The sequence below is a fragment of the Tabrizicola caldifontis genome (assembly GCF_004762095.1).
GTDB classification, from domain to species: domain Bacteria; phylum Pseudomonadota; class Alphaproteobacteria; order Rhodobacterales; family Rhodobacteraceae; genus Tabrizicola; species Tabrizicola caldifontis.
In genome coordinates this window covers 191,263-215,770 of the sequence record NZ_SIJH01000003.1, presented here as the reverse complement: position 1 = coordinate 215,770, position 24,508 = coordinate 191,263, and the positions used below count along the sequence as shown (strand labels likewise).

Here is a 24,508-nt window from a genome sequence, read left to right as displayed (position 1 = left end):
TTCGCCACCGGGGGGAGGGCAGGCGCGGGTTGCTTCGGCGCGCCCGGTAGCGGAGGGGCCGCGCCATGCTGAGGCTGGAGAAGCGTCCCTCGCCCTCGGCCTTCTGGCAGAAGGCCTCGCCCTTCCTGGCAGTGATACTGACAATGATCGCGGGCGGGATCATGTTCTGGATCCTGGGCAAGAACCCGGTCGAGGCAATCCGCACGATCTTCTGGGATCCGCTGTTCAACGCGCAATTCGCCAGCTATTCGCGCCCGCAGCTTCTGGTAAAGGCGGCGCCGCTGATCCTGATCGCCATCGGCCTGTCACTGGGCTTTCGCGCCGGCGTGTGGAACATCGGTGCCGAGGGCCAGTACATCATGGGTGCGATCTTCGGGGCGGCTGCAGGGCTGGCCGTCTATCCGGTGGAAAGCCGGCTGATCTTCCCGGCCATGCTGATGGCAGGCGCCTTGGGCGGCTGGCTCTGGGCGATGATCCCGGCGGTCCTTAAGACCGTGTTCCGCACCAACGAGATCCTTGTCTCGCTTCTGCTGGTCTATGTCGCGCAGAACATCCTGGCGATGATGGCGCTGGGGGCGTTGCGCAATCCGGACGGCGGCGGGTTCCCAGGCAGCCGGAACCTGAGCCAGATCCCCGCCATGGCCAACCCCGAGATGGTTGCGGGCACGGGCATGCACTGGGGCGTTGTCGCGGCCTTCATGGCGGTGATTGCGGGCCATGTGCTGTTGCAGCGCCACCTTCTGGGTTTCCAGATCAAGCTGGCCGGCCAGGCTCCGCGCGCTGCGCGTTTTGCCGGTGTGTCTCCGGCGCGGCTGGTGATCTTCTGCCTTGGCGTCTCGGGCCTTCTGGCGGGTCTTGCAGGGGTGTTCGAGGTGACCGGACCGGCAGGCCAGATCAGCATCGACTTTGCCTCGGGCTACGGGTTCACCGCGATCATCGTGGCCTTTCTTGGTCGGCTGAATCCGGTGGGCATCCTGTTCGCGGGCCTTCTGATGGCGCTGACCTACATCGGAGGCGAACTGGCGCAGTTCATGCTGAGCCTGCCTTCGGCCGCGATCCAGGCCTTCCAGGGAATGCTGCTGTTCTTTCTTCTGGCCACCGACATCCTGACCAACTATCGCATCCGACTGTCCCAAAGGGAGGCCGCCTGATGTTCGGCAGCATTGATCCGGCCCTGCTGCTCGCGGCGCTGATGGTGAATTCGGTTCCGATCATGCTGGCAGCCACGGGAGAGCTGGTGACGGAAAAGGCGGGTGTCCTGAACCTGGGCGTCGAGGGGATGATGATCATGGGGGCGATGTGCGGCTTTGCGACCGCAGTCGTGACCGGCAGCCCCCTGCTCGGTTTCCTTGGCGGGGCGCTGGGTGCGCTGGCGCTGTCACTGGTCTTCGGCGTACTGACGCAGCTTCTGCTGACCAATCAGGTGGCGACCGGCCTGGCCCTGACCCTGTTCGGACTGGGGCTGTCCAGCCTGATCGGGCAGGGCTACGTCGGCATCAAGCCGCCCGCGACCGGAAAGCTGGATCTGGGCCCGCTGGCCGAGATTCCCTTCCTCGGGCGGGCACTCTTTGCGCATGACTGGATGGTCTATGTCTCGATCCTGCTGGTGGCGGGGGTCTGGTGGATGCTGACCCACAGCCGCGCCGGCCTGATCCTGCGCGCGGTGGGCGAAAGCCACGAGGCGGCGCATGCGCTGGGCTACAAGGTCACGCGCATCCGGTTTCTTGCGATCCTGTTCGGCGGGGCGATGGCCGGCCTGGGCGGGGCCTACATCAGTCTGGTCCGCGTGCCGCAATGGACCGACGGGATCACCGCAGGTGCGGGCTGGATTGCCCTGGCGATCGTGGTCTTCGCCAGCTGGCGGCCCTGGCGGGTGCTGGCCGGTGCCTATCTTTTCGGCGGGGTCACCGTATTGCAGCTGAACCTTCAGGCCGCGGGTTCCGCCATTCCGGTGCAATACTTGTCCATGGCGCCGTATCTGATAACCATCCTGGTGCTGGTGATCATGTCATCCGGGCGTGGCAAGGCCGCGCTGAACGCGCCTGCGTGCCTGGGTCAGAATTTCCACGCCTCGCGCTGAGGCCTGACAAATCCGGGGGCGCATGGGCCCCCGCACAACGGGGAGAACGGAAGGATGAAACGCAGAAACCTGCTTGCAACGGCCGCGCTGGGCCTTGGGCTTGCGCTGGGCGGCGGCGCCTTCGCTCAAGGGATGGACAAGGTGAAGGCCTGCTTCGTCTATGTCGGCCCGATCGGTGATGGCGGCTGGACCTTCCAGCACCATCAGGGCGCCCTGGCCGTTCAGGAAGCCTATGGCGACAAGGTGGAAATCGCCTGGCAGGAAAACGTGCCCGAAGGCGCCGATGCCGAACGTGTGCTGACACAGATGGCGCTGTCGGGGTGCAACATCATCTTCACCACCTCGTTCGGCTACATGGACGCGACCAATGCCGTCGCAGCCAAGTTCCCCGACATCAAGTTCGAACATGCCACCGGCTACAAGCGCGAGCATCCGAACGTCTCGACCTACAACGCGCGATTCTACGAAGGGCGCGCCGTGCAGGGCCATATCGCGGGGAAGATGACGAAGTCGAACAAGATCGGCTACATCGCCTCGTTCCCGATCCCCGAGGTGATCATGGGGATCAACAGCTACTATCTGCATGCGAAGAAGGCGAACCCGAACGTCGAGCTTTCGGTCGTCTGGGCCTTCACCTGGTTCGACCCGGCCAAGGAGGCCGACGCCGCCAAGGCGCTGATCGACCAGGGCGTTGACGTGATCGCCAGCCACACCGATTCGACCGCTCCGCTGGCCGAGGCCGCCAAGACCAACGGCGCGGTGATCGGGTTCGGTCAGGCCAGCGACATGGCGGAATACAAGGACGGGCCCCGCGTCAGCTCGATCATCGACAACTGGGCGCCCTACTACGTCAAGCGCGTCGGCCAGCTGATGGATGGCACCTACGAACAGATCGACGCCTGGGAAGGAATCGCCGGCGGCGAGGTCGAGATCGGCGAGATCACCGACAAGGTTCCGGCCGAGGTGAAGGCCGAGGCCGAGGCGATGCGCGACGCCATCGCTGCTGGCACCTATCACCCGTTCACCGGGCCGATCAACAAGCAGGACGGTTCGCCCTGGCTGGCCGAGGGCGAGACCGCGCCTGACGGCGACCTTCTGGGGATGAGCTTCTACGTCGAAGGGATCGTCGGCGACATTCCCAAGTGATACCGTTCGGGCCGGGGGTTTCACACCCCCGGACCCCCGTGGGATATTTGTGAACGGAAGAGGGGCATGGTCTCGCCATGCCCTTTCTTGTGGAGAGGTGGATCATGGACGCGGATTTTCTGATCGTCGGCGGAGGGATCGCCGGCATCTCGGCGGCGGCGCGGCTGTCGGAAATGGGCTCGGTCATCGTGCTGGAGGGCGAGGATGCGCTGGCGCATCATGCCTCGGGCAGGTCGGCCGCGCTGTATGAGCCGCGTTACGGGGCGCCGGCGGTGGTGGCCCTGTCGATGGCATCCGAGGCGCATTTCCGCAGCCTGCCGGGGGTGCTGTCGCCGCGCGGGCTGCTGCTGGTGGCCAAGGCCGAGGCGCGCGAGGCCTACGAGCAGGATCTTGCCGCGATGGAGTTTGACCGGATCAGCGTCGAGGAGGCCCGCGCGATCGTGCCGATCCTCAACCCTGATACGGTGGCGTTGGCGGGGTATGCCGCCCATGCAGAGGATGTGGATACCGACCTTCTGTTGCAGGGCTTCGCGCGCGAGGCGAAGGGGCGGGGCGCGCGGATCCTGACCAGGGCGCGCGTGACTGCGATCACGAAACAGGGCACCGGCTGGCGCGTTGACAGTGCAGCAGGCAGCTTCACCGCGCGGATGATCGTGAACGCCGCCGGGGCCTGGGTGGACGAGGTCGCGAAACTGGCCGGGGTTCGGCCGCTGGGCTTTGCCCCCTTCCGCCGGTCGATGGCACGCATCCCCGCGCCCGGCGGGCAGGACATCAGCCGCTGGCCGATGATCTTCGGGCCGGGCGAGGACTGGTATGCCAAGCCCGATGCTGGCGCCCTGATCGTCAGTCCGGCCGAGGAGGATCTGATGGAGCCGCACGACGCCTGGGCCGATGACATGGTCCTTGCCGAGGGGCTGGCGCGGTATGAGGAGATGGTGACCGAACCGGTGACACGGCTGATTTCCAGCTGGGCAGGCTTGCGCACCTTTGCGCCCGACCGGGTGCTGGTGATCGGCCCGGATGCACGCGAGCCCGGCTTCTTCTGGCTGGCCGGGCAGGGGGGCTATGGTTTCCAGACCTGCCCGGCGGCCAGCCGTCTGGCGGCCGACCTGATCGGCGGCCGTACCCCGGAAATCGGGAACGATCTGGTGGCGGCGTTGTCTGCGGCGCGCTTCGGTTGACCTGCGTCAAGGCACGGACCGGGCGGGCCGTGCGATCCGGGGCCCAGGAATGGAGGCCCCGATGCCGGAAACGACCTATCATGAGAAGATCACCGGGATGCGCCGTGAATTGCGGGCGCTGAATGCGCTGGTGCCGGAAACGGCCAAGGGCTTCGGCGCCCTTTCGAAAGCGGTCAAGGACAATGGCCCGCTGAGCGCGAAGGAAAAGGAATACATCGCGCTTGGCATGTCCGTCGTTCTGCGCTGCGAGCCCTGCATCAACTTTCACGTCGAGGTGCTGATGAAGGCCGGAGCCACCCGCGAGGAACTGGGCGATGTCCTGGCCATGGCGGTCCAGATGGGCGGCGGGCCGGGGCTGATGTATGCCGGCCACGCCTTGGCCTGCTGGGACGAATTGGCCGCCAGGGGCTGAGGGGACTTTCCGCCACACCGGGAAATTCGGGGGTGACAGGGCTGGCGTAGCTTGGCAGCATCAGGGGATGATCCGCCTTCTGTACGTCGCCCTTGCCCTGACCCTGTCGGCCTGCGTCGGCACGCAGCGGGACCGTGCCCCGGACCCGCAGGACACGATCACGGTCACGTCGTCGAACTTTTCGGATGAGAGGCCGGTGGCTTGGCCCGACCGGTCGCCCGATCGCTATCCGGTGCATGGAATCGACATCTCGCGCTATCAGACCAGCATCGACTGGCCCACGGCCCGGGCAAACGGGGTGAACTTCGCCTTCATTAAGGCGACCGAGGGCGGCGACATGCTGGATCCGATGTTCCATGCCCATTGGCAGGGCGCCGGCGCTGCCGGGGTGAAACGCGGGGCCTATCACTTCTTCTACCACTGCCGCCCGGCAGAGGAGCAGGCGCGCTGGTTCATCCGGCATGTCCCGCGCACGCCCGGCGCGCTGCCGCCCGTTCTGGACATGGAATGGACGCCCTTCAGCCCGACCTGCACCATCCGGCGCGACGGGGCGACCATCCGTGAAGAGGCGCGCATCTTCCTGGATCTTGTGGAACGGCACTATGGCCAGCGCCCCCTGATCTACACCACAGTCGATTTCTTCAACGACAGCCAGTTGTGGCGCATGGAGGGGGAAGAGTTCTGGCTGCGATCGGTCGCCGATCATCCGCATGGTGTCTATGACGGCCGGGCCTGGCGGTTCTGGCAATATACCTCGACCGGGGTGGTGCCCGGGATCGCCGGGCAGGTCGACATCAACGTCTTCGGCGGCACGAAACAGGCCTGGGCCGACTGGCTGCGCGCGCGCCGGCTTTAACCCCGCCGGTCGCGCCAGCGGCGCAGCCAGCGTTTCACGTTGTATCGGCCACGGATGACAAGCGCCGAAATCGGACCACGCAGATGCGGCAGGTCCACGGCCAGCAACAGCAGCCCCGCAGGCAGCATCCACAGGCCGAAGACCGGCAGGAACCACAGCAAGCCGCCGAAGGTGAACAGGATCGCCAGCGGAAATCGGACCGGGAACCAGCTACCCCGCCTGAGCCGCGACATCGGCACACGCAGGGGCGGGATCAACCGCTCCAGCGCGTCGAACTGCCGGTGAAATCTGCGCTCGCGCCGTGTCATGGTTCTGGGTCCGGGGGGATGGATCGCACGATGGTGCGACAGGGATGCAACAGGCGGATCACGGTTTGCCGCGGCCGGCTCGCCAGTGGCGCCGCCAGCGACGGAACCGGCGCCGGGCCCGGATGATCGCGGCCGAGATCGGCTCGCGCAGAACCGGCAGATCGACGGCCAGGAGCAGCAGGCCCAGCGGCAGCATCCAAAGGCCGAGGAAGGGCAGAAACGACAGAAGACTGCCGGCAATCAGCAGCAAGGCCAGTGGAAAGCGCACGGGGAACCAGCTGTCGCGCCGCAAATGGGACATGGGTTCCCGCAACGGCGGGATCAGACGTGCCAGCACATCGAACTGTCTTTGGAACCTGCGCTCGCGTCGGGTCATCCGTCTACTCCCGGCACCACGAAATGGAGATGCCGGGGCCAGGGTTCAAGCCGGGCGGCGAAGACTTGCCGATGGCCGCAATCCGCACGGATTGCGGCGCTGCAATCCCCTTAGCCGTCCACGCGGATGCGCGCGTTGGCCGGGTCGTAGGGGCTGTCTTCGGTCACCACTGCGTCCCATTCCTTCAGCTGGATCTTCACCTTCAGCTTCTGGCCGGGGGTGGCCAGGTCGGGGTGGACATAGCCCATGCCGATCTGCTTGCCGAAGGCGACCGACCAGCCGCCCGAGGTCAGGCGACCGACCTTGACCCCGTCGTGGAAGATCGCCTCCTTGCCCCAGGGATCGGTGTCCTCCGGGCCGTCGATCAGAAGCGTCACGCATTTGAAGCGGATGCCGGTCTCCAGCATCTTCGCCTTGCCGCGGAAGTCCTTCGACAGGTCCACGAACCGGTCGAGCCCACCTTCCAGCGGGGTGGCGTCGCGGCCAAGCTCGGACCCGAAGGCGCGATAGCTCTTTTCCTGCCGCAGCCAGTTCTGCGCCCGGGCGCCGACGCCCTTCAGCCCGTGCTTTTCGCCCACCGACCAGAGCAGATCCCAGAGATAGCGGCCGAATTCGATCGGATGGTGCAGTTCCCAGCCGAGTTCCCCGGTATAGGCCACGCGGACGGCGCGGACCGGGCACATGCCCAGTTCGATGTCGCGGTAGGAAAGCCAGGGGAAGCGCTTGTTGCCCAGCACCGTTTCGGGATCGGCGTCCTTGACGATCTCCTTCAACAGCGCGCGCGAGTTCGGGCCGGCCAGGGCATAGACGCCCCATTGGGTCGTCACGTCATGGATGTCGATGTGCCCGCCGCCCTGCGCCATCCAGTCCTCGGCCGATTTCAGCAGGAAATCCGCGTCATAGGCCGTCCAGGCCCCGGCAGAGATCAGGTAGTATTCGTCCTGTTTCAGGCGGACGATGGTGTATTCGGTGCGCGTCGTGCCGTGGTCGGTCAGCGCGTAGGTCAGGTTGATCCGGCCCACGTTCGGCAGCTTGTTGCAGGTGAAATGGTCGAGGAAGGCCGTGGCGCCCGGGCCGCGCACCAGATGCTTGGTGAAGGCCGAGGCGTCGATGATGCCGACCGCATTGCGGATCGCCTTCGCCTCTTCCACTGCATAGGGCCACCAGGTGCCGCGGCGGAAGCTGCGCCCGTCGTGGTCGAAGGTCTCGGGCGCGTCCTTGGGCCCATAGTAGTTGGGCCGTTCCCAGCCGTTCACCTGGCCGAACTGGGCGCCCATCTCCTTCTGCCGGTCATAGGCCGGGGCGGTGCGCAGGGGGCGGCAGGCTTCGCGTTCCTCGTCCGGGTGGTGCAGGATGAAGACGTGGGCATAGCATTCCTCGTTCTTGCGCGAGGCGTATTCCGTCGTCATCCATGACCCGTAGCGCTTGGGGTCGAGGGAGGCCATGTCGATTTCCGCCTCGCCCTCCGTCATCAGCTGGGCGAGATAATAGCCCGTGCCGCCCGCGGCGGTGATGCCGAAGCTGAAGCCTTCGGCCAGCCACATGTTGCGCAGTCCGGGGGCCGGGCCGACCAGCGGGTTGCCGTCGGGGGTATAGCAGATCGGGCCGTTGTAATCGTCCTTCAGTCCCACGGTTTCCGAAGACGGGATCCGGTGGATGAAGGACATGTATTCCTGCTCGATCCGTTCCAGGTCGAGCGGGAAGAGATCGGCGCGGAAGCTGTCGGGGACGCCGTACTGGAAGCGCGCGGGGGCGCCCTTTTCGTAGGGGCCAAGGATCCAGCCGCCGCGTTCCTCGCGCACATACCACTTGGCGTCGGCGTCGCGCAGGACCGGATGCTGGGGATTGGACTTGCGCCATTCGACAAGGGCCGGGTCGGGCTCGGTCACGATATACTGGTGTTCGACCGGGATCGCGGGGATCTTGATCCCGAGCAGCCGCGCGGTGCGCTGGGCATGGTTGCCGGTGGCGGTGACGACATGTTCGGCGCGGATCTCGAAGCGGTCGTCGGTCGGGATCAGCATCCCGCCCTTGTCTTCCAGCCGCGTGCAGGAGACGATCCATTCGCTGCCGGTCCAGCGGTAGCCATCGACCTGGATCTTGCGTTCGATCGTGGCACCCAACTGGCGCGCGCCCTTGGCCATGGCCTGCGTCACGTCGGCCGGGTTGATGTAGCCGTCCTGCGGGTGGTAGAGCGCGCCGACCAGATCCTCTGTCCTCACCAGCGGCCAGCGGTCCTTGATCTCTTTCGGCGTCAGGAATTCGTGATAGACCCCGGCGGTTTCAGCGACCGACGAATACAGCATGTATTCGTCCATCCGCGCCTGGGTCTGGGCCATGCGCAGGTTGCCGACGACATAGAAGCCGGGGTTCAGCCCGGTCTCGGCCTCAAGCCCCTTGTAGAAATCCACCGAATACTTGTGGATGTGGGTCGTAGCGTAGGACATGTTGAACAAAGGCAGCAGCCCGGCGGCATGCCAGGTGGAGCCCGCGGTCAGCTCGTCGCGTTCGACCAGCATCGTGTCCCAGCCGGCCTTGGCCAGGTGATAGGCGATCCCGGTGCCGACTGCGCCACCACCGACGACAAGGGCTTTCACATGGGTTTTCATTGGACGGACTCCCCAGAAGGTTTGCCCCTATCTGCCAGAGCGACGGGATTCCGGGCAAGTCCACCCGACCTTTGGCGTCAGAAAACGACATGGGGGCGGATTGCGACCTTTGCCCGCGCGACGAAAGTGAAGGGCCGGGCCGCCCATGCCGTCGCCCTTTCCGCCAGCTGCGCGGGATGTGCGCAAGACCGGATGGCGGCCGGCGCTACCGTCGCATCAGCATGGCAAGGGCTGCAGTCTGGGCCGCGCTTGACCGGTGCAGGTCGGAAAGTGCCATCTCGTCCTGCTTGACGAATTCCATGAACAGCTGGTTCAGGCTACTGAAGATGATCTGCCCCATGGCCTGAACATCGAAATCCTCTCTTGCCAGGCCGCGCTGACGCAGCGCCGCGATCAGGGCGCAGACCTGCCCGGTCAGCAGACCGTCAAGCGCCGTATAGCGCTGCGAAAAGGGCGTGCCGGGCGCCCCGATCGACAGGGCCATGGCCGTGCGCCACATCGCCTTTGACAAGTAGTGCAGCGAATGGTTGTAATAGATGCGGATCAGCGCATCCAGCGCCTGCGCGATGTCGGGCGGCGGATCGGCGACAACGCTTTCTCCGGCTTCGACCACCTCTTCCACCTCCATCGAGACGATGGCCAGCAGGATGTCGCCCTTTGTCGAGAAGTAGTTGTAGCAGGTGCCGGACGATACCTCTGCCGCTGCCGCTATGTCCTCGATCCTGACGGCGTCATAGCCCTGCGCACGGAACAGCGTCGATGCCGCCTCGAGGATCCGGCGCGTGCGGTCAGCCTTCTGTCTTTCGCGCAGTCCGGTCATGTAACGTCCAGGATGCCCATAATTTGATGTTGACTTCAAAATTGAACGAACTCAATTCTTTTCTCAAGTGCCCGCGAGAGGCCCCCAGACATGGAGATGACAATGGCCCGCAATCTTCCCGCCACCTGCCTTGCCCTGCTTATGACCGCCACGCCCGGCCTGGCGCAGGAACTGAACGCGCTTGTGTGGTGTGACCACACCGACCCGGCCCTGATCAGGCCTTTCGAGGAAAAGTTCGGCGTCAAGGTAAACCTGAAGGAATACGAAGGCACCGCGGCGGGCCTTGCGATCCTGGAGCAGTCGCGCCCCGGCGATTGGGATGTGCTGGTGATCGACGCTGTCGACGTGAAGCGCGCGGTCGAGGCCGGGCATCTGGCCGAACTTCCCGCTGACCAGTTGCCGACGGCCGATTTCTTCCCCGAGCTGGTCATGGCCGAAAACAACGTGGTGGACGGCAAGACCTACGCGGTCACCGAGAAGTTCGGCTACAACACCATCTCCTACGACAAGTCGAAGGTCGATCCGGCCGACATGGAAGACATGGCAAGCCTGACTTCGGGCAAGTATGACGGGCGGATCGCAATCTACGACTATTATCTGCCGGTGCTGGGCCTGGTGGCGCTTGGCCAGGGGGTGAATACGGCCGATATCACTGCCGATACGCTTGCCACGCTGCGCGAACCGCTGATGGCTTTGCGCAAGGCGTCGAAGCAGGTGTCCGAGGTGGTTGCGGCGCAGACGGCGCTTGCCACCGGAGAGGTCGATATCGTCGTGGGTGGAGGCGAATGGTTGACGGCTGTGCTGGCCTCGGAAAATCCGAACCTCGACTGGACGATCCCGAAACAGGGTGCGCTGCGCTGGGCGCAGTCGATCGGGGTGGTGGCGGGCTCGTCCCAGCCCGACCTCGCGCTGGAATTCGTGAAATACATCGTGTCGCCCGAAGGCCAGGCGGCGCTGGCGACCAGTTCGTGCTATTGGGGCATGCCGGCGAATGCCAAGGCCGGCGACCTGCTGGACGATGAGGCAAAGGCGATCCTGCGCTGGGACCGGCAGCCGGAATACCTGTCGCGTGCCCAGCTTTACCCGATCCCAGATGCCGCGCTTGACACCGCGATGCAGGATCTTTGGACAGAGATGCTGAACCAGTGAGCCTCGCCGCCCGTGACCGCCGCCTTGCCTGGGGCCTTCTGGCCCCGGCGCTGCTCTGGACGGCGGCCTTCTTCATCCTGCCGTTCCTCGGGATGGTTGCCCTTTCCTTCGCGCACATGGAAGGGCGGCAGATCGTGCACGGCTTTGATGCAGGCAACTATGTCCGCATCTTTACCGACTGGACGATGCTCAAGGCGCTGATCAACAGCCTCGAGATCACGGCGGTCGTGACGGTGATATCCATCGTTCTCGCCTATCCGCTTGCGGCAATCATCGCCTTCCGGGTGCCGGTCCGTTGGCAGAGACTGGCGCTTCTGCTGGCAGTCCTGCCGTTCTGGACCTCCTACGTCGTGCGGTCCTATTCCTGGCTTCTGGTGCTGGGGCAGAACGGGGTGGTGAACCAGACCTTGCTGGGCCTGGGGCTGATTGCAGAGCCATTGCAGATCGCATCAACCCGGGCCGCCACGGTGATCGGCTTCGTGCATTTCTTCGTCATGCTGCTGACGCTGACCATCTATGCGAACCTGATCCAGCTGTCGCCCAACTATGCCCGTGCCGCGCAGGACCTGGGGGCCGGTCGCTGGCAGACCTTTGCCCATGTCATCCTGCCGCTGACCCTGCCGGGGGTGGTGACCGGTGCCTTCCTGACCTTCGTGCTGTGCATCGGCGACTACATCACCCCGCAGATCCTGGGGGGTAACGCGGAACTGACCCTGCCGCAGCTGATCATGCTGCAACTGGGCCGCAGCGGGAACTTCCCGCTGGCTTCGGCCCTGTCCGTCATCCTGATGGCGGTGGTGACACTGGCCTATGTCACGAGCAGCCGCTGGTTGCGGCTGGACCGGGTATGATGGGCCATCCTGTCCATTCCCTCAACCCCATCCCCTTCCCACGCGGGGGAGGGGAGCCACATGTCCTTCCGGCCCTCCGCCCGCTACCCGACACCACTGGTCTGTCAAGCTGTTGCTGTCCGCGCCTCCCCTCCACCTTCGTGGGGAAGGGATGGGGTTGGGGGGCACCCGGTCGGATGGGAGGATCGTGATGCGCCATCTCGCCTGGGCCTATCTCGCCGCGGCCTATGTGTTCGTGTTCCTGCCCGTCGTGGTGCTGGTCGTGTTCAGTTTTCAGGACGGTCGCCTGCCGGTTCCGCCGTTCCGGGGCGTTACGCTCGACTGGTATGCCAAGGTTCTTGCCGATGGCAAACTTATGGCCGCGCTGTGGAACTCGCTGGTGGTCGCGGTTGTCTCTTCGACAGTCGCCCTGATCCTCGGCTTCCTTGCCGCCCACGCGCTGGCCCGCGTCCGGTTGCCGGGTTCGGCCCTGATGCGCGGTGTCCTGATCGCGCCGCTGACCGTCAGCTATCTGATCATCGCGCTGGGCCTTCTGAACCTGTATACCCAGACCGGCATCCGTCTGTCACTCTGGACGGCCGGGATCGGCCATGTCGTCATCAACCTTCCGCTGTGCTTTGCCATCACCTACGCCGCGATGGGCGACCACCAGAAGGCCGCCGAACGCGCGGCCCGCGACCTTGGCGCGCCGGAATGGAAGGTGCTGCTGCTGATCTCTGCCCCCATGCTCTCTGCCCCCCTGGCCGCGGCCTTCTTCCTGTCGGTCACCTTCAGCTGGGACGAATTCATCATCGCCTTCCTCCTGACCCGCTTCGATGTCACCCTGCCGGTCGAGATCTGGTCGATGCTGCGATCCGGCCTTTCGCCGGCCACCAATGCCGTGGGCTCACTGGTGTTCCTCGTCTCGGTAACGCTGGTGATCCTTCTCGAACTGCTTGTCTTCAGAAGGGCCAAATGACCGCTTCCGTCTCGATCCAGTCCGTGTCGCAACGCTATGGCGCGGCGCTTGCCCTGCACGATGTCAGCCTGGAGATCGCGGCAGGCGAGTTCGTCGTGCTGCTGGGGCCGTCCGGCTGCGGCAAGACCACGCTTCTGAACATAATTGGCGGCTTTGCCGAGCCGACCTCGGGTCGCGTCCTGATCGGCGGGCGCGACATGACGGGCGTGGCGCCGAAGGACCGGCCCACGACGACCGTGTTCCAGGACTATGCGCTGTTTCCGCACATGAGCCTGCGCGACAACGTGGCCTTTGGTCTGCGCATGCGCGGCGTGCCCCGCGCCGATCGGGCGCGGAAGGCCGACGCCATGCTGGCGCTGGTCGGGCTAGAGGGGCGCGGCGATCGACGCCCGCATGAACTGTCCGGCGGGCAGCGGCAGCGTGTGGCACTTGCCCGTGCGCTGGCGGTGGAGCCGGACGTGCTGCTTCTGGACGAGCCGCTGGGTGCGCTGGACCTGAAGTTGCGCCGCCAGATGCAGGACGAGCTGAAGGCGATCCAGCGTCGGGTCGGGACGACCTTTGTCCATGTCACCCATGACCAGGAAGAGGCCATGGCCATCGCCGACCGGATCGTTGTGATGAACGGCGGCCGGATCGAGGATCACGGCCCCCCGCGCGAGGTCTATCTGCATCCGAAAACCCTGTTCACCGCCGGCTTCATGGGGGAAATCAACCGGATTCCCGTTCGCAACGGCCGCGCGCCCTTTGGACCCGTTCCTGTGGCCGACGGCATCCTGTGCATCCGACCCGAGGCGATGACCCCAACGGGTTCGCTGCATATCGGGCCCTGCACGGTGCGGGACGCCGCCTTCTTCGGCACTCACGTCCGCGCCCATGTCAGCCCGCTTGCTGCGCCGGACTTGCGGCTGGTGGTACATCTGCCGCAATCTCAAATCGTCGAGGAGGGCAGGGTGCTCGACCTTGGCGCCGATAGTCATGTGGTGCTGACGGAATGAGGGCGAGGCCGGAAGACTGGTGGCGCGTGCGGTCGGTGGGTGATGGCGTCACCCATATCGACGAACCCCACATCCGCGAATTCTATCGCTGCAACGTCTGGCACGTTCGGGGCCGCGACAGCGACATGCTGGTTGACAGCGGCATGGGCGTGGTCAGCTTGCGCGACCAGGTCCCGCTGGTCACCGAACGCCCGCTTCAGGCAGTGGCCAGCCATACGCATTTCGACCATGTCGGCCTGCACCACGAATTTCCCTGCCGGCTGTGCCACGCCGCCGAGGCCCATCTTCTGCGCGCCCCCACACGGGAGAACACCTTGGCCGACAAGTATGTGACCGACGACATCTTCACGGCACTGCCGCCCGAACCCTACCGGTCGGAAACCTACACGGTTCAGGCCGCGCCGGTGAACCGCATCCTGTGGGATGGTGACGTGATCGACCTGGGCGACCGGCAGTTCGAGGTGATCCACACCCCCGGCCATTCCCCCGGCGGGATTGCCTTGTGGGAGGCGGCGACGGGCATCCTGTTCTCGGGCGACATCGTCTATGACGGCGAGCTGATCGAGGGCACGAGCGACCTTGAACGCTGGCAGTACATCACCTCGATGGAGCGCCTTCTGCGTCTGCCGGTGCGCGTGGTGCATGGCGGACATTTCCCCAGCTATTCCGGCGAACGGCACCAAGAGATCATCACCGCCTGGCTGAAGGAAAAGGGACGATGACTGCCTTCGCCGACCGCCGCGCCGCAGGCCGCGCACTGGCCGAACGGCTGGCGCCCCTGGCCGGAACGGATGTGGTCGTCCTAGCCCTGCCGCGCGGTGGCCTGCCCGTCGCCGACGAGGTCGCCCGGGCGCTTGGGGCGCCGCTTGACCTCGTGCTGGTGCGCAAGATCGGCATGCCGGGCAACCCGGAACTGGCGCTGGGCGCGATTGCCGGGCCTGGCGGGCAGACGTTGGTGCTGAACGAAGAACTGGTCGCAGCCTTCGGCATTGACCGCGACACGATCGAGGCGCAGGCCGCCCCGCAGCGGGTGGAACTGGAACGGCGGCGCAAGCTTTGGGGCGGGCGGCTCGCCCCCGGCGCGCTGAGGGGCAAGACCGTGGTGCTGGTCGATGACGGCATCGCCACCGGCGCCACGATGCGCGCGGCCATTGCGGCGGTCCGGGCGGACAGGCCCGCACAGGTGATCGTCGCCGCGCCAGTCGCGCCGCCCGATGTGGTTGCGGCGATGGAAACGCTGGCCGATCAGGTGGTGTGCCTGTACATGCCACGCGAATTCACCGCGGTCGGTGTGCACTATGCAAGCTTCCCGCAGCTTGATGATGAAGAGGTGCGCCGGATTCTGGCCGCTGCACCCAGGACGTGAGGACAGGATGACCCGCTTCAACCAACCCCTTGGCGGCAACGAGATGCCGCGATTCGGCGGCCCGGCAACGATGATGCGCCTGCCAGCCGCGACCAGCGCGGAAGGGCTGGATGTGGCCTTCATCGGCGTGCCCATGGATCATGGCACATCGAACCGCCCCGGCACGCGGCTTGGCCCCCGTCAGATCCGCGACGAATCCCGCATGCTGCGCCCCTACAACATGGCCACCGGCGCGGCCCCCTTCGATCATCTGCAAGTCGCCGATCTGGGCGATGTGGCCATCAACACCTTCGATCTGAAGAAATCGGTCGACATCATCACTGCCCATTACCGCGGGGTCCTTTCGCACGGCGCCATCCCGCTGACGCTGGGCGGGGACCACACGCTGACCTGGCCGATCCTGCGCGCGATGAAGGAACGTCACGGCCCCGTCGCGCTGATCCACATCGATGCCCACGCCGACATCAACGAAACCATGTTCGGCGAAACCGTGGCCCACGGCTGCCCCTTCCGCCGCGCATGGGACGACGGCTGCCTTCTGAACGACAAGGTGTTCCAGATCGGCCTGCGCGGCACCGGCTACGCGCCAGAGGATTTCGACTGGGCGCGCGGTCAGGGCTGGACAGTGGTGCAGGCCGAGGAATGTTGGCACAAATCCCTCACCCCCCTGATGCAGATCGTGCGGGAAAGGATCGGTGATGCGCCGGTCTACATTTCCTATGACATCGACAGCCTCGATTCCGCCTTCGCCCCAGGCACCGGTACGGTGGAACCGGGCGGGCTGACCACCTGGCAGGCGCTGGAGATCATCCGGGGCTGCGCTGGGCTGAACATTGTCGGCGGCGATCTGGTCGAGGTCTCGCCGCCATACGATCCCAGTGGCAACACCGCGCTGATCGGGGCGAACATCCTGTATGAAATGCTCTGTGTGCTGCCAGGGGTGCCGCAGAACCCGTCGCGCTTTTCAGGGCTGACCTTCTAGCTCTGCGGCCCGCATCTGCCGTGGGCCGCCAAGGTGAAACGCCGCCTTGCTCGCGGGGCTGCGGCTTCGGTATGTGACGAAGTGATCAAAGATCGGTAGGGCGGGCCTGCGGGGGTGTCAGGCCGCCCCGGCAGGATGCCGTCTGCGCCCGCTAGTCGCCCGAGGCGACGCTGCACCGCTTGATGCCGCCCGCGCCCTTGGTGCAGTCGCGGTTTGGCGGCCGGTTTCCTGACTGACCCGGCCCTTGCGGCATCTGCCTCGCGCAGGCTGAGGGCCAGCATCACCGCTTCCTCCGACCGCCGGGCGCGGTCGGCCTCGTAGGCTTCGCGTTCGTTGGCCTTCATCGCGGAGACCAGCAGGATCACCGGCACCTCCCCCAGCCCCTCCACCTTGTCGACGACCGCGGCATTCATCGCCTGCACATGCAGCGTTTCGAAGAAGGGGATCAGCTCCTTGTCCTTCATGCGCTTGGTCGCAAGCACCCGGATCTGGATCTGTCCGCCGACATTGGCCGAGAAGTAGCGGGCCCGGATTCCCTCGCCCGGGAATTCCTCGGCGATATCAAGGCCGCGAACCGTCATGAACGGGCGGCCGCGACGCTCTGCCGCCTCGATGCGCAGGCGGAACCTTTCTTCGGCGGCATCGGGATCGGTGAAGATCCGGTCGGGGTAGCGGATCGCCTGGATCACGACCCGGCGATCACCGCGCTCGTAGGTGCGGATCACGACCTCGGCGCCGTTCACGGCCTTCGTGCTGCCGACGGCGGCAACCTGATCGCGCGCCTTCCTGTCGACCTTCACCCCCTTCTTCGGAAGGAAGTCGGCCAGATCCTCGGTGGCGGCGGCGCGGACGGTCCAGCCGTCGGGCGCAGCCGGCAGCATCTGTTCCAGCGAGCGCGACATGCCGGCGACCCCGGCGAGGGCCGTTGCGTTGCCGATGCGATCGGTGACCGTTTCCAGATATGCCGCAAGGGTCAACGCCTGGTCGCCCCGGGCCGCCGCGGCATTGCGGGCATTGTTGTAGTCGATGAACAACAGCCCCCCGCCGCCCACCGCCACGAACAGCAGAAAACCCAACAGCCGAAGCACCGGACATCCCCTTGCATCACCTTCGTCCGGTCCTAACCGGGAAATGCGGCAGGCTTCGGGCAGTCGGGGGGAAAATTTCTGCCGGTCAGGCCCGGCGGACCAGGGCCCCGACCGCAAACAGCCCTGTCGCCATCACCACGATCGATGGCCCGGTCGGTGTGTCCTGCCACAGCGAAAGCCCCAGGCCACCCAGCCCGGCGATTGCGCCGATCAGGACGGCAAGGCCCGCCATCGCCTCGGGCGTGCGGGCCAGGCTGCGGGCGGCGGCGGCAGGGATGATCAGCATGGCCGCGATCAGCAACGCGCCGACGATCTTCAGCGCGACGGCCACGACCAGGGCCAGCGCCACGACCAGGACCAGACGCTCTCGGTCGGGGCGCAGGCCGGCGGCATGGGCGAGGTCTTCGGAAAGCGTGCTGGTCAGAAGCGCCGACCAGCGCCAGACCAGCAGGGCCAGCACCGCCAGCGACCCCAGCCAGACGAGGCCCAGTTCCGCCTTGCTGACCGCCAGGATGTCGCCGAACAGGTAGGCCGACAGATCGGTACGCACCGTAGGAAAGAAGCTGACCGCAACCAGACCGAAGGCCAGCGCCGAATGCGCAAGCACGCCGAGCGTCGTGTCCATCGCCCAGCCTCGCGCCGAAAGCCCCGCCACCGTGACCGCCATCGCCAGCGCCACAACCAGCGTACCCAGCCCGATGGGCAGGTCGATCGCCAGGGCCAGCGCCACGCCCAGCACGGCGGCATGGGCGGTCGCGTCGCCGAAATAGGCCATCCGCCGCCACACGACGAAGGCGCCCAGCGGGCCGGTCGCCAGCGACAGACCCACCGCAGCAAGCCCTGCCCGAACCAGGAAATCGTCAAGCATGGTGATGGCCGTGGTCGTGGGGGTGATGGTGGTGGCCGTCCTCGGGCCGGTGTTCGTGATCGTGTTCGTGGCGATAGAGCGCAAGCGCCCCCTGTGTGCCCAACCCGAACAGTGCCCGGTATTCCGGCGCGGTGGACACGACGCGCGGCGTACCTTCGCAGCAGATATGGCCGTTCAGGCAGATCACGCGGTCGCTGGCAGCCATCACCACATGCAGGTCATGGCTGACCATCAGCACCGCGGCACCAGTCTCGCGGCGGACCTGCTCGATCAGCCGGTAGAAGGCGGCTTCGCCCGGCTGGTCCAGACCCTGCGTGGGCTCGTCCAGCATAAGGACCTGTGGCTTGCCCAGCAGGGCACGGGCCAGAAGCACCCGTTGCAACTGCCCGCCTGACAGCGCGATCATCTGGTCCTGTCCATGCCCGGCCATGCCCACGCGCACCAGGGCGGCATCTGCCTCGGCATCCGTCACCCGCACCGGCAGCGACAGGAAACGGCGCACGGTGATCGGCATGGTCCGGTCGATGGTCAGCCGTTGCGGCACATAGCCCACGCGCAGCCCAGCCTGCCGAAGGATGCGCCCCTCGGCCACCGGAACAATACCCAGAAGCGCCCGCAAAAGCGTGGACTTGCCCGACCCGTTTGGCCCGAGAATCGTCACGATCTCGCCCGGAGAAATCTGGAGGCTGACATCATGCAGCACCTCGTCCTCGCCAAAGCGGACACAGATACGATCTGCGGCGATCAGGCTGCTCATGCTGCGGCACTCCGGCAGGCTGGGCAGAGGCCCAGTGCCTCGATGGTGGACATTTCGACGACAAAGCCCTGTTCGTCGGCCGCCGCGTCCAGTGCGGTGCGGATCGCGCCGGCGGCGGCCTCGGCCACGGTCGAACAGCTGCGGCAGATCAGGAAGGCGGGCGAATGCGCATTGCCGATATGGGTGCAGGCGGTAAAGGCGTTCAGCCGCTGGATGCGGTGGGCAAGCCCATGTGCGACAAGGAATTCCAGCGCGCGATAGGCGACGGGGGGCTGGTTGCCGAAGCCTTCCCCAGCCAGCCGGTTCAGCACGTCATAGGCGCCCAGCGCACGGTGGTCTTCGAGCAGGATCTCAAGCGCCCGGCGGCGCACGGGCGTCAGCCGCGCTCCGGCCGCCGTGGTGATCGCCTCGGCCCGGGCCAGCGCATCGCGCGAACAATTGCCGTGGTCATGGGCCGCAAAGGCGTGAAGGGGGTCGGCGGGTTTCCGGGCAAGGGCCATGATCGGGGTTGACCTGTTATAATATAACATACATAGAGGCGGCCAGACGAAGTGAAAGGCCCGACATGCGTTATATCATGACATTCGCCTTGGCCAGCGCCCCGGCCCTTGCCGAAGTGCCGTCGGTGGTGACCGACATACCACCCGTTCATGCTCTGGTGGCCCAGGTCATGGGCGAGCTCGGGCAGCCTGAGCTTCTTCTGGCGCGTGGCGCGGATGAACACGATTTCCAGTTGCGCCCCAGTCAGGCGGCGTCGGTGGCGGGCGCCGATCTGGTGGTGTGGATCGGGCCGGAGCTGACACCGTGGCTGGACAGTGCCCTGATGACCCGGCCCGAGGGCGCGGCGGTTCTGGGCCTGCTTGACGCGCCGGGCACCTTTGCCCGCGCATACGGCGATCCGGCTGGGGGACATGATCATGGGCATGACCACGATCACGATGATCACGGCCATGCCCATGACGGCATCGACCCGCATGCCTGGCTGGATCCCGCCAACGGGCGGCACTGGCTGGGCCTTATCGCGGCTGACCTGTCGCGGCTGGACCCCGGCAACGCCGCGACCTATGCCGCGAATGCGTCGGCCGCGGCAGAGCAGATCGTCGCGCTGGATGCCGAGGTTGCCGCGATCCTCGCGCCGGCGAAGGACCGCCCCATCGTGACCTTTCACGCGGCATACGACTATTTTGCCGATCATTACGGGCTTGCCCTGGCTGGCAGCATTGCGCTGGGTGACGCGGCCTCGCCAGGGGCGCAGCGGCTGAAGCAGTTGCGCGCCACACTGGAGGCGGGCGGCGCGCTGTGCATCTTCCCCGAGGCGCAGCATGACCCCGCGCTGGTGACGCAGATGGCCGAGGGGACGGGCGTGCGTGTGGGGGGGGCGCTCGATCCCGTGGGTTCGACCCTGGAGCCGGGGCCGGATGCCTATGCCGCCCTGTTGCGCGGCATGGCCGAAACCATCGCCGACTGCCTGTCCGAAGGATCCTGATCCGGCCGCAGCCCGTGACAGGACCCTGCGCCGCGCGTTGTGTCGGGGTTGTCACGGCCAGGGCGGACCGCGTGCCGATCAACCGCGGCATCGTGGGCGGGGACTTGCGCCGGGGTATGCTGATGGCGGCGCGGGAACCGGGCCAGAACCGCATCCTGCCTGCCAGTCACCTGCGGACCCGTGAAGTTATGGCCCGGGCGGAACGTCCCTTCGTGGCCCGGATGGCGGTGGAAATTCCGGCGTCTGCTGCGACTTCCGGACAGCTGGATCGCCATTCAGCGCATCCTGATGAACGACGGCACCCCCGCCGCCATCGGTGCCGCCACGCGACGCTTGCCCCTTGGTGCGGTGATCGTGGGCGCCCCGGACGCCCCCCTCATCCAAGCGTCGCTTGCCGACCTCGCCTGCGGCGGGCGCCCGGTCGTGACCATCCTTCCCGATGTGCCGGGTGTGGCCCGCCTGGCCTGCGACGGCAGCGACCACCTGGCCCGAGGTCGTGCGGGCAAGCGCGGCGTGATGGGAGGACGAAGGCAGACCTGATACCCGCCCCGGCGATGGTGCCCTACGGGCCCGAGAATCTGCCCGGCATCCCGCCAGAACAGGGTTCAGCCTTCCGCCCAGGGGCCGTGCGGGCGGTCCAGTCCGTCGCGCCGCTGGAAGCCATGCAGACCGAAGTAATCTCGTTGGGCCTGGATCATGTCGGCGGTGCCGCGCGCCGTGCGCATCATGTCGAACCAGGCCAGACCTGCCGAAAGGGCAGGCAGGCCCAGGCCATGCAGCGCGCCGGCTGCAACGACACGGCGCAGGGCCGGCAGGCCGCGGCGCAGGGTGTTGGCGAAGAAGGGTGCCAGGATCAGGTTGCGACCGGGGTCTTCGGCCAGGGCTTCGGCCATGTCGTTCAGCATGGCCGAGCGGATGATGCAGCCAGCGCGCCAGACCCGGGCGATCGCCGGCATGTCCAGCGCCCAGCCGAAGCTTTCCGCCGCCGCCCGCATCATGGCAAAGCCCTGCGCATAACACAGGATCTTGCCGGCGATCAGTGCCTGTTCCAGATCCTCCAGCGGCACGACCGCCGGTTCGGGTGCGGGGCCGTAAAGCGCCTCGCCCGCCGCCCGCTCGGCCCGGCGGGCCGAGACGTTGCGCGCCATGACGGCGGCCTCGATCACCGGGATCGGTGCGCCCAGATGCTGGGCCTCGATCGCGGTCCACCGCCCGGTGCCCTTCTGCCCCGCCGCATCCACGATCATGTCCAGCATCGGCCCGCCCGTGACCGGATCGCGCGCCGCCGCGACCGCGGCCGAGATCTCGACCAGATAGGACCGCAGCACCCCTTCGTTCCAGCGGGCAAAGACCGGCGCGATTTCGGGCGCAGCCATTGCCAGGCCGTCGCGCATGATGCCGTAGACCTCGGCGATCATCTGCATGTCGGCATATTCTATGCCGTTGTGTACCATCTTGACGAAATGGCCCGCGCCCCCTTCGCCCATGTGATCGGCGCAGGGTGTGCCGTCCTCGGCCCTTGCAGCAATCGCCCGCAGCACCGGTGCCATTCGCGCCCAGTCCTCGGGCTTGCCCCCGGCCATGATCGCCGGCCCGTGGCGCGCGCCTGCCTCGCCGCCCGAGACGCCGATGCCCATGAAGCGGAAGGGCCATCCCGCCGCGGCGCGGCGGTCGGTATCGTGGAAATTCGCATTGCCTGCGTCGATGACCAGATCCTGCGGACCCAGAAGCGGGGCCAGGGCGGAAAGCTGGGCATCGACGGCTTCTCCGGCGGGAACCATCAGGATGATTGCCCTTGGCGCGGCCATTGCTGCGACCAGATCGGCCAGGGTCTCGGCCGGCACGATCCGTTCTGCCAGCGCCCCCGCCGCAGAATGGAAGCGGCGCGTCACGCTGGCAGTGCGGTTCCAGACTGCGATCGGAAAACCCTTTTCGGCGATGTTCAGCGCCAGGGCCGCACCCATGGTGCCAAGGCCGATCAGGCCGAGCTGCGGTTTCACGGCCATTGAACCCCCCTGCGGTTCAGCACGACCGAGTAGAGCCCGGTCGTCGCGGTGATGAACAGCCGATGCTTCGCCCGGCCCCCGAAGCAGAGGTTCGACACGGTCTCGGGCACGAGGATCCTGCCCATCAGATGCCCGTCCGGGTGGATGCAATGCACCCCGTCCCGGGCCGAGGACCAGAGGTTGCCATCCGAATCAACCCGGATGCCGTCGGCGCAGCCCGGCTCGATCTTGTGGAACACCCGCCCGCCCCGCGGTCGCCCCGACGACATGTCGAACACCAGGATGTGCTGCGGATCGCCGCTGAACGCACGACCGGTATCGGCAACGTAAAGCAGGCCTTCGTCCGGGCTGAACGCCAGCCCGTTCGGGCAGGCCATGTCGGTGATCACCGCCTCGATGCTGCCGTCGGGATCGACGCGATAGACCGAACAGGGCAGTTCCTGTTCGCCCCGGAAGCCTTCGTAATCGGTGATGATCCCGTAATGCGGGTCTGTGAACCAGATCGCCCCGTCGCGGGCCACGACCACATCGTTCGGGCTGTTCAGCGGCTTGCCCCGGTAGCTGTCGGCGATGACGGTGATGGAACCATCCCATTCGGTCCGCGTCACGCGCCGCAGCCCGTGCTCGCAGGAAATCAGACGCCCTTCGCGGTCGCGCGTATGGCCGTTGGCGTAATTCGACGGCGCGCGGAAGGTGGTCAGGCCGCCCTCGCTCCAGCGCAGGATACGGTTGTTCGGGATGTCAGAGAACAACAGACACTGGTGATCGCCGAACCAGACCGGACCTTCCGCCCAGTCGAAGCCCTCGGCCAGCTTCTTCAGGGGGGCGTTGAACAGCACATAGGACGAAAAGACCGGATCAACGGCCTGATACCAGCTTGGGCTTGCGGTCATGGGGCACCTCCGTTAGCGCTAGCTTCATCCTGACAGCGCCCCGGTCAAGCCGAAACCTGGCGCTGACCATGCCCGGAGGCACCATGTCCCATCCGCTGTTCGATCTGACTGGCCGCCGCGCCCTGGTAACCGGGGCAGCGCAAGGGATCGGCTTTGCCCTGGCACAGGGTCTTGCCGAGGCCGGGGCGCAGGTTGTGATCAACGGACGCGATCCAGACCGCGCACGGGCTGCGGCCGCGCGCCTTCCGGGGGCCGAGGCTCTGGTCTTCGATGTGACCGACCATGCCGCCGTGCGCGCGGCGGTGGACGGATTCGAGGCCGCAGGAAAGCCCATCGACATTCTGGTAAACAACGCTGGCATCCAGCACCGCGCGCCGCTGGAGGATTTCCCGCCCGAGGCCTTCGAGCGGCTGATGCAGACGAACATCGCCTCCGTCTTTCATGTCGGACAAGCCGTCGCCAGGCACATGATCGCGCGCGGGCGGGGACGGATCATCAACATCGCATCCGTGCAGACCGCGCTGGCACGGCCGGGAATTGCACCCTACACCGCAACCAAGGGGGCCGTGGGCAACCTGACCAAGGGCATGGCGACCGACTGGGCGCGGCACGGCCTGACCTGCAATGCCATCGCCCCAGGCTATTTCGACACGCCGCTCAATGCCGCGCTGGTGGCCGACCCGGCGTTTTCCGACTGGCTGGTGAAGCGCACCCCTGCCGGACGCTGGGGCAGGGTGGAAGAGCTGAAGGGTGCCTGCATCTTCCTGGCGTCGGATGCGGCAAGCTTCGTCAACGGCCACATCCTTTATGTCGATGGCGGGATATCGGTGTCGCTGTGAGGCGAATCGTCATCATGGGTGTTTCGGGCTGCGGCAAGACCTCGGTCGGAAGGGCGTTGGCGGCCCGGTTGGGCGTGCCCTACCGCGACGGGGACGACCTGCATCCCCAGCAAAACGTGGACAGGATGCGCGCCGGCATTCCGCTGACCGATGCCGACCGCTGGTCCTGGCTGGATCGGGTGACCGCGGTGCTGCGACATCAGGCACCGGTGATCGTGGGTTGCTCTGCCCTGAAACGGGCCTATCGCGACCGGATCCGCGCAGGGGCGGGCGGGCCGGTAACCTTTGTCCATCTGACGGGCGATCCCGACCTGATAGCCGCGCGAATGGCAGCCCGGACTGGCCATTACATGCCGCACGCGCTGCTCGACAGCCAGTTCGCCGCGTTGGAGCCGCCCGGACCCGACGAGGCGATCACGCTGGACATCGCCGGCCCCGTCGAAGATCTGGTGGCGCAGGCGGCCGCACGCATCGCGCCTTGA

27 protein-coding genes are annotated in these 24,508 nt (G+C 66.4%); 17 read left to right on the top strand and 10 right to left on the bottom strand.

Features of this window, described 5'->3' with window-relative positions; translation table 11 throughout:
* The first annotated feature begins 65 nt into the window (after nucleotides 1-65).
* The 6 genes from EYB42_RS03930 to EYB42_RS03905 all read left to right on the top strand — a co-directional run bounded on the left by EYB42_RS03930 (nucleotide 66) and on the right by EYB42_RS03905 (nucleotide 5,675).
* The gene (locus EYB42_RS03930; RefSeq protein ID WP_135448415.1) at nucleotides 66-1,151 is read left to right on the top strand and encodes an ABC transporter permease; all 1,086 of its coding nucleotides are present in this window, start codon (nucleotides 66-68) and stop codon (nucleotides 1,149-1,151) included.
* Nucleotides 1,151-2,080 carry an ABC transporter permease gene (locus tag EYB42_RS03925; RefSeq protein ID WP_135448412.1) on the top strand — a complete coding sequence of 310 codons (930 nt, stop codon included), beginning with the start codon at nucleotides 1,151-1,153 and terminating at the stop codon, nucleotides 2,078-2,080. The genes EYB42_RS03930 and EYB42_RS03925 overlap by 1 nt, the downstream gene beginning before the upstream one ends.
* A gap of 54 nt (nucleotides 2,081-2,134) precedes the next feature.
* Entirely contained in the window at nucleotides 2,135-3,226 is a 1,092-nt protein-coding gene (locus EYB42_RS03920; RefSeq protein ID WP_135448410.1) for a BMP family ABC transporter substrate-binding protein, read from the top strand.
* 104 nt (nucleotides 3,227-3,330) lie between these two features.
* On the top strand, nucleotides 3,331-4,407 hold the full coding sequence (locus EYB42_RS03915) for an NAD(P)/FAD-dependent oxidoreductase (RefSeq protein ID WP_135448408.1): 1,077 nt from the start codon (nucleotides 3,331-3,333) through the stop codon (nucleotides 4,405-4,407).
* A gap of 61 nt (nucleotides 4,408-4,468) precedes the next feature.
* Nucleotides 4,469-4,819, top strand: coding sequence for a carboxymuconolactone decarboxylase family protein (locus EYB42_RS03910; RefSeq protein ID WP_135448405.1), 351 nt, complete (start codon nucleotides 4,469-4,471; stop codon nucleotides 4,817-4,819).
* Between the two features lie 67 nt (nucleotides 4,820-4,886).
* Nucleotides 4,887-5,675 (top strand): glycoside hydrolase family 25 protein, encoded by a 789-nt coding sequence (locus EYB42_RS03905; RefSeq protein ID WP_135448403.1) that lies wholly within the window; start codon nucleotides 4,887-4,889, stop codon nucleotides 5,673-5,675.
* Here the strand turns inward: EYB42_RS03905 and EYB42_RS03900 are convergent.
* The 4 genes from EYB42_RS03900 to EYB42_RS03885 all read right to left on the bottom strand — a co-directional run bounded on the left by EYB42_RS03900 (nucleotide 5,672) and on the right by EYB42_RS03885 (nucleotide 9,788).
* Nucleotides 5,672-5,983 carry a hypothetical protein gene (locus EYB42_RS03900; protein WP_135448401.1) on the bottom strand — a complete coding sequence of 104 codons (312 nt, stop codon included), beginning with the start codon at nucleotides 5,981-5,983 and terminating at the stop codon, nucleotides 5,672-5,674. The two genes, EYB42_RS03905 and EYB42_RS03900, sit on opposite strands and share 4 nt — an antisense overlap.
* 58 nt (nucleotides 5,984-6,041) lie before the next feature.
* Nucleotides 6,042-6,359 carry a hypothetical protein gene (locus tag EYB42_RS03895; RefSeq protein WP_135448399.1) on the bottom strand — a complete coding sequence of 106 codons (318 nt, stop codon included), beginning with the start codon at nucleotides 6,357-6,359 and terminating at the stop codon, nucleotides 6,042-6,044.
* Nucleotides 6,360-6,469: 110 nt separating this feature from the next.
* A complete protein-coding gene (locus tag EYB42_RS03890) occupies nucleotides 6,470-8,968 on the bottom strand; it encodes a GcvT family protein (protein ID WP_135448397.1) in 2,499 nt (832 codons plus the stop codon).
* A gap of 205 nt (nucleotides 8,969-9,173) precedes the next feature.
* Nucleotides 9,174-9,788, bottom strand: a complete 615-nt coding sequence (locus EYB42_RS03885) for a TetR/AcrR family transcriptional regulator (protein ID WP_135448395.1) — start codon at nucleotides 9,786-9,788, stop codon at nucleotides 9,174-9,176.
* A 102-nt stretch (nucleotides 9,789-9,890) separates the two neighbouring features.
* On the opposite strand from EYB42_RS03885, the gene EYB42_RS03880 reads away from it, so the two are divergent.
* The 7 genes from EYB42_RS03880 (at nucleotide 9,891) to speB (ending at nucleotide 16,089) form a co-directional block, all read left to right on the top strand.
* On the top strand, nucleotides 9,891-10,937 hold the full coding sequence (locus EYB42_RS03880; RefSeq protein ID WP_205909955.1) for an extracellular solute-binding protein: 1,047 nt from the start codon (nucleotides 9,891-9,893) through the stop codon (nucleotides 10,935-10,937).
* Nucleotides 10,934-11,788, top strand: a complete 855-nt coding sequence (locus tag EYB42_RS03875) for an ABC transporter permease (RefSeq protein WP_240783950.1) — start codon at nucleotides 10,934-10,936, stop codon at nucleotides 11,786-11,788. The genes EYB42_RS03880 and EYB42_RS03875 overlap by 4 nt, the downstream gene beginning before the upstream one ends.
* Nucleotides 11,789-11,978: 190 nt before the next feature.
* Complete coding sequence (locus EYB42_RS03870; protein WP_135448391.1) at nucleotides 11,979-12,746, top strand: ABC transporter permease; 768 nt, start codon at nucleotides 11,979-11,981, stop codon at nucleotides 12,744-12,746.
* The gene (locus tag EYB42_RS17760; RefSeq protein WP_135448389.1) at nucleotides 12,743-13,741 is read left to right on the top strand and encodes an ATP-binding cassette domain-containing protein; all 999 of its coding nucleotides are present in this window, start codon (nucleotides 12,743-12,745) and stop codon (nucleotides 13,739-13,741) included. The genes EYB42_RS03870 and EYB42_RS17760 overlap by 4 nt, the downstream gene beginning before the upstream one ends.
* Nucleotides 13,738-14,463, top strand: a complete 726-nt coding sequence (locus tag EYB42_RS03860; protein WP_135448387.1) for an MBL fold metallo-hydrolase — start codon at nucleotides 13,738-13,740, stop codon at nucleotides 14,461-14,463. The genes EYB42_RS17760 and EYB42_RS03860 overlap by 4 nt, the downstream gene beginning before the upstream one ends.
* On the top strand, nucleotides 14,460-15,107 hold the full coding sequence (locus EYB42_RS03855) for a phosphoribosyltransferase (RefSeq protein ID WP_135448385.1): 648 nt from the start codon (nucleotides 14,460-14,462) through the stop codon (nucleotides 15,105-15,107). The genes EYB42_RS03860 and EYB42_RS03855 overlap by 4 nt, the downstream gene beginning before the upstream one ends.
* 7 nt (nucleotides 15,108-15,114) lie before the next feature.
* The gene (speB, locus tag EYB42_RS03850; protein ID WP_135448383.1) at nucleotides 15,115-16,089 is read left to right on the top strand and encodes an agmatinase; all 975 of its coding nucleotides are present in this window, start codon (nucleotides 15,115-15,117) and stop codon (nucleotides 16,087-16,089) included.
* Here speB and EYB42_RS03845 read toward each other — a convergent pair.
* The 4 genes from EYB42_RS03845 to EYB42_RS03830 all read right to left on the bottom strand — a co-directional run bounded on the left by EYB42_RS03845 (nucleotide 16,086) and on the right by EYB42_RS03830 (nucleotide 19,302).
* Nucleotides 16,086-17,177, bottom strand: coding sequence for a hypothetical protein (locus EYB42_RS03845; RefSeq protein ID WP_135448381.1), 1,092 nt, complete (start codon nucleotides 17,175-17,177; stop codon nucleotides 16,086-16,088). The two genes, speB and EYB42_RS03845, sit on opposite strands and share 4 nt — an antisense overlap.
* A gap of 85 nt (nucleotides 17,178-17,262) precedes the next feature.
* Nucleotides 17,263-18,045, bottom strand: a complete 783-nt coding sequence (locus tag EYB42_RS03840; RefSeq protein WP_135448473.1) for a metal ABC transporter permease — start codon at nucleotides 18,043-18,045, stop codon at nucleotides 17,263-17,265.
* Nucleotides 18,038-18,802 (bottom strand): ATP-binding cassette domain-containing protein, encoded by a 765-nt coding sequence (locus EYB42_RS03835; RefSeq protein ID WP_135448378.1) that lies wholly within the window; start codon nucleotides 18,800-18,802, stop codon nucleotides 18,038-18,040. Before EYB42_RS03835 ends, EYB42_RS03840 begins: the two co-directional genes overlap by 8 nt.
* Nucleotides 18,799-19,302 carry a transcriptional repressor gene (locus EYB42_RS03830; RefSeq protein WP_135448375.1) on the bottom strand — a complete coding sequence of 168 codons (504 nt, stop codon included), beginning with the start codon at nucleotides 19,300-19,302 and terminating at the stop codon, nucleotides 18,799-18,801. The genes EYB42_RS03835 and EYB42_RS03830 overlap by 4 nt, the downstream gene beginning before the upstream one ends.
* Nucleotides 19,303-19,367: 65 nt before the next feature.
* Here EYB42_RS03830 and EYB42_RS03825 point away from each other — a divergent pair, with 65 nt between their 5' ends.
* The gene (locus EYB42_RS03825; RefSeq protein WP_135448373.1) at nucleotides 19,368-20,288 is read left to right on the top strand and encodes a zinc ABC transporter substrate-binding protein; all 921 of its coding nucleotides are present in this window, start codon (nucleotides 19,368-19,370) and stop codon (nucleotides 20,286-20,288) included.
* A gap of 288 nt (nucleotides 20,289-20,576) precedes the next feature.
* Nucleotides 20,577-20,828: a type 1 periplasmic-binding domain-containing protein gene (locus tag EYB42_RS03820; RefSeq protein ID WP_135448371.1), complete on the top strand. Its 252-nt coding sequence runs from the start codon at nucleotides 20,577-20,579 to the stop codon at nucleotides 20,826-20,828.
* 65 nt (nucleotides 20,829-20,893) lie between these two features.
* On the opposite strand, the gene gndA is transcribed toward EYB42_RS03820, so the two are convergent.
* Together gndA and EYB42_RS03810 are read right to left on the bottom strand one after the other, a co-directional pair.
* Nucleotides 20,894-22,294 (bottom strand): NADP-dependent phosphogluconate dehydrogenase, encoded by a 1,401-nt coding sequence (gene gndA, locus EYB42_RS03815; RefSeq protein ID WP_135448369.1) that lies wholly within the window; start codon nucleotides 22,292-22,294, stop codon nucleotides 20,894-20,896.
* On the bottom strand, nucleotides 22,285-23,187 hold the full coding sequence (locus EYB42_RS03810; protein ID WP_135448367.1) for an SMP-30/gluconolactonase/LRE family protein: 903 nt from the start codon (nucleotides 23,185-23,187) through the stop codon (nucleotides 22,285-22,287). The genes gndA and EYB42_RS03810 overlap by 10 nt, the downstream gene beginning before the upstream one ends.
* Nucleotides 23,188-23,270: 83 nt before the next feature.
* Between EYB42_RS03810 and EYB42_RS03805 the strand changes: the two genes are divergently transcribed.
* Both EYB42_RS03805 and EYB42_RS03800 read left to right on the top strand, forming a co-directional pair.
* Entirely contained in the window at nucleotides 23,271-24,026 is a 756-nt protein-coding gene (locus EYB42_RS03805; RefSeq protein ID WP_135448365.1) for an SDR family oxidoreductase, read from the top strand.
* The gene (locus EYB42_RS03800; protein ID WP_240783949.1) at nucleotides 24,023-24,508 is read left to right on the top strand and encodes a gluconokinase; all 486 of its coding nucleotides are present in this window, start codon (nucleotides 24,023-24,025) and stop codon (nucleotides 24,506-24,508) included. Before EYB42_RS03805 ends, EYB42_RS03800 begins: the two co-directional genes overlap by 4 nt.

Coding starts and splice junctions, on each gene's coding strand:
- EYB42_RS03930 (WP_135448415.1), top strand. CDS start 66: ATGCTGAGGCTGGAGAAGCGTCCCTCGCCCTCGGCCTTCTGGCAGAAG.
- EYB42_RS03925 (WP_135448412.1), top strand. CDS start 1,151: ATGTTCGGCAGCATTGATCCGGCCCTGCTGCTCGCGGCGCTGATGGTG.
- EYB42_RS03920 (WP_135448410.1), top strand. CDS start 2,135: ATGAAACGCAGAAACCTGCTTGCAACGGCCGCGCTGGGCCTTGGGCTT.
- EYB42_RS03915 (WP_135448408.1), top strand. CDS start 3,331: ATGGACGCGGATTTTCTGATCGTCGGCGGAGGGATCGCCGGCATCTCG.
- EYB42_RS03910 (WP_135448405.1), top strand. CDS start 4,469: ATGCCGGAAACGACCTATCATGAGAAGATCACCGGGATGCGCCGTGAA.
- EYB42_RS03905 (WP_135448403.1), top strand. CDS start 4,887: ATGATCCGCCTTCTGTACGTCGCCCTTGCCCTGACCCTGTCGGCCTGC.
- EYB42_RS03900 (WP_135448401.1), bottom strand. CDS start 5,983: ATGACACGGCGCGAGCGCAGATTTCACCGGCAGTTCGACGCGCTGGAG.
- EYB42_RS03895 (WP_135448399.1), bottom strand. CDS start 6,359: ATGACCCGACGCGAGCGCAGGTTCCAAAGACAGTTCGATGTGCTGGCA.
- EYB42_RS03890 (WP_135448397.1), bottom strand. CDS start 8,968: ATGAAAACCCATGTGAAAGCCCTTGTCGTCGGTGGTGGCGCAGTCGGC.
- EYB42_RS03885 (WP_135448395.1), bottom strand. CDS start 9,788: ATGACCGGACTGCGCGAAAGACAGAAGGCTGACCGCACGCGCCGGATC.
- EYB42_RS03880 (WP_205909955.1), top strand. CDS start 9,891: ATGGCCCGCAATCTTCCCGCCACCTGCCTTGCCCTGCTTATGACCGCC.
- EYB42_RS03870 (WP_135448391.1), top strand. CDS start 11,979: ATGCGCCATCTCGCCTGGGCCTATCTCGCCGCGGCCTATGTGTTCGTG.
- EYB42_RS17760 (WP_135448389.1), top strand. CDS start 12,743: ATGACCGCTTCCGTCTCGATCCAGTCCGTGTCGCAACGCTATGGCGCG.
- EYB42_RS03860 (WP_135448387.1), top strand. CDS start 13,738: ATGAGGGCGAGGCCGGAAGACTGGTGGCGCGTGCGGTCGGTGGGTGAT.
- EYB42_RS03855 (WP_135448385.1), top strand. CDS start 14,460: ATGACTGCCTTCGCCGACCGCCGCGCCGCAGGCCGCGCACTGGCCGAA.
- speB (WP_135448383.1), top strand. CDS start 15,115: ATGACCCGCTTCAACCAACCCCTTGGCGGCAACGAGATGCCGCGATTC.
- EYB42_RS03840 (WP_135448473.1), bottom strand. CDS start 18,045: ATGCTTGACGATTTCCTGGTTCGGGCAGGGCTTGCTGCGGTGGGTCTG.
- EYB42_RS03835 (WP_135448378.1), bottom strand. CDS start 18,802: ATGAGCAGCCTGATCGCCGCAGATCGTATCTGTGTCCGCTTTGGCGAG.
- EYB42_RS03830 (WP_135448375.1), bottom strand. CDS start 19,302: ATGGCCCTTGCCCGGAAACCCGCCGACCCCCTTCACGCCTTTGCGGCC.
- EYB42_RS03825 (WP_135448373.1), top strand. CDS start 19,368: ATGCGTTATATCATGACATTCGCCTTGGCCAGCGCCCCGGCCCTTGCC.
- EYB42_RS03820 (WP_135448371.1), top strand. CDS start 20,577: ATGAACGACGGCACCCCCGCCGCCATCGGTGCCGCCACGCGACGCTTG.
- gndA (WP_135448369.1), bottom strand. CDS start 22,294: ATGGCCGTGAAACCGCAGCTCGGCCTGATCGGCCTTGGCACCATGGGT.
- EYB42_RS03810 (WP_135448367.1), bottom strand. CDS start 23,187: ATGACCGCAAGCCCAAGCTGGTATCAGGCCGTTGATCCGGTCTTTTCG.
- EYB42_RS03805 (WP_135448365.1), top strand. CDS start 23,271: ATGTCCCATCCGCTGTTCGATCTGACTGGCCGCCGCGCCCTGGTAACC.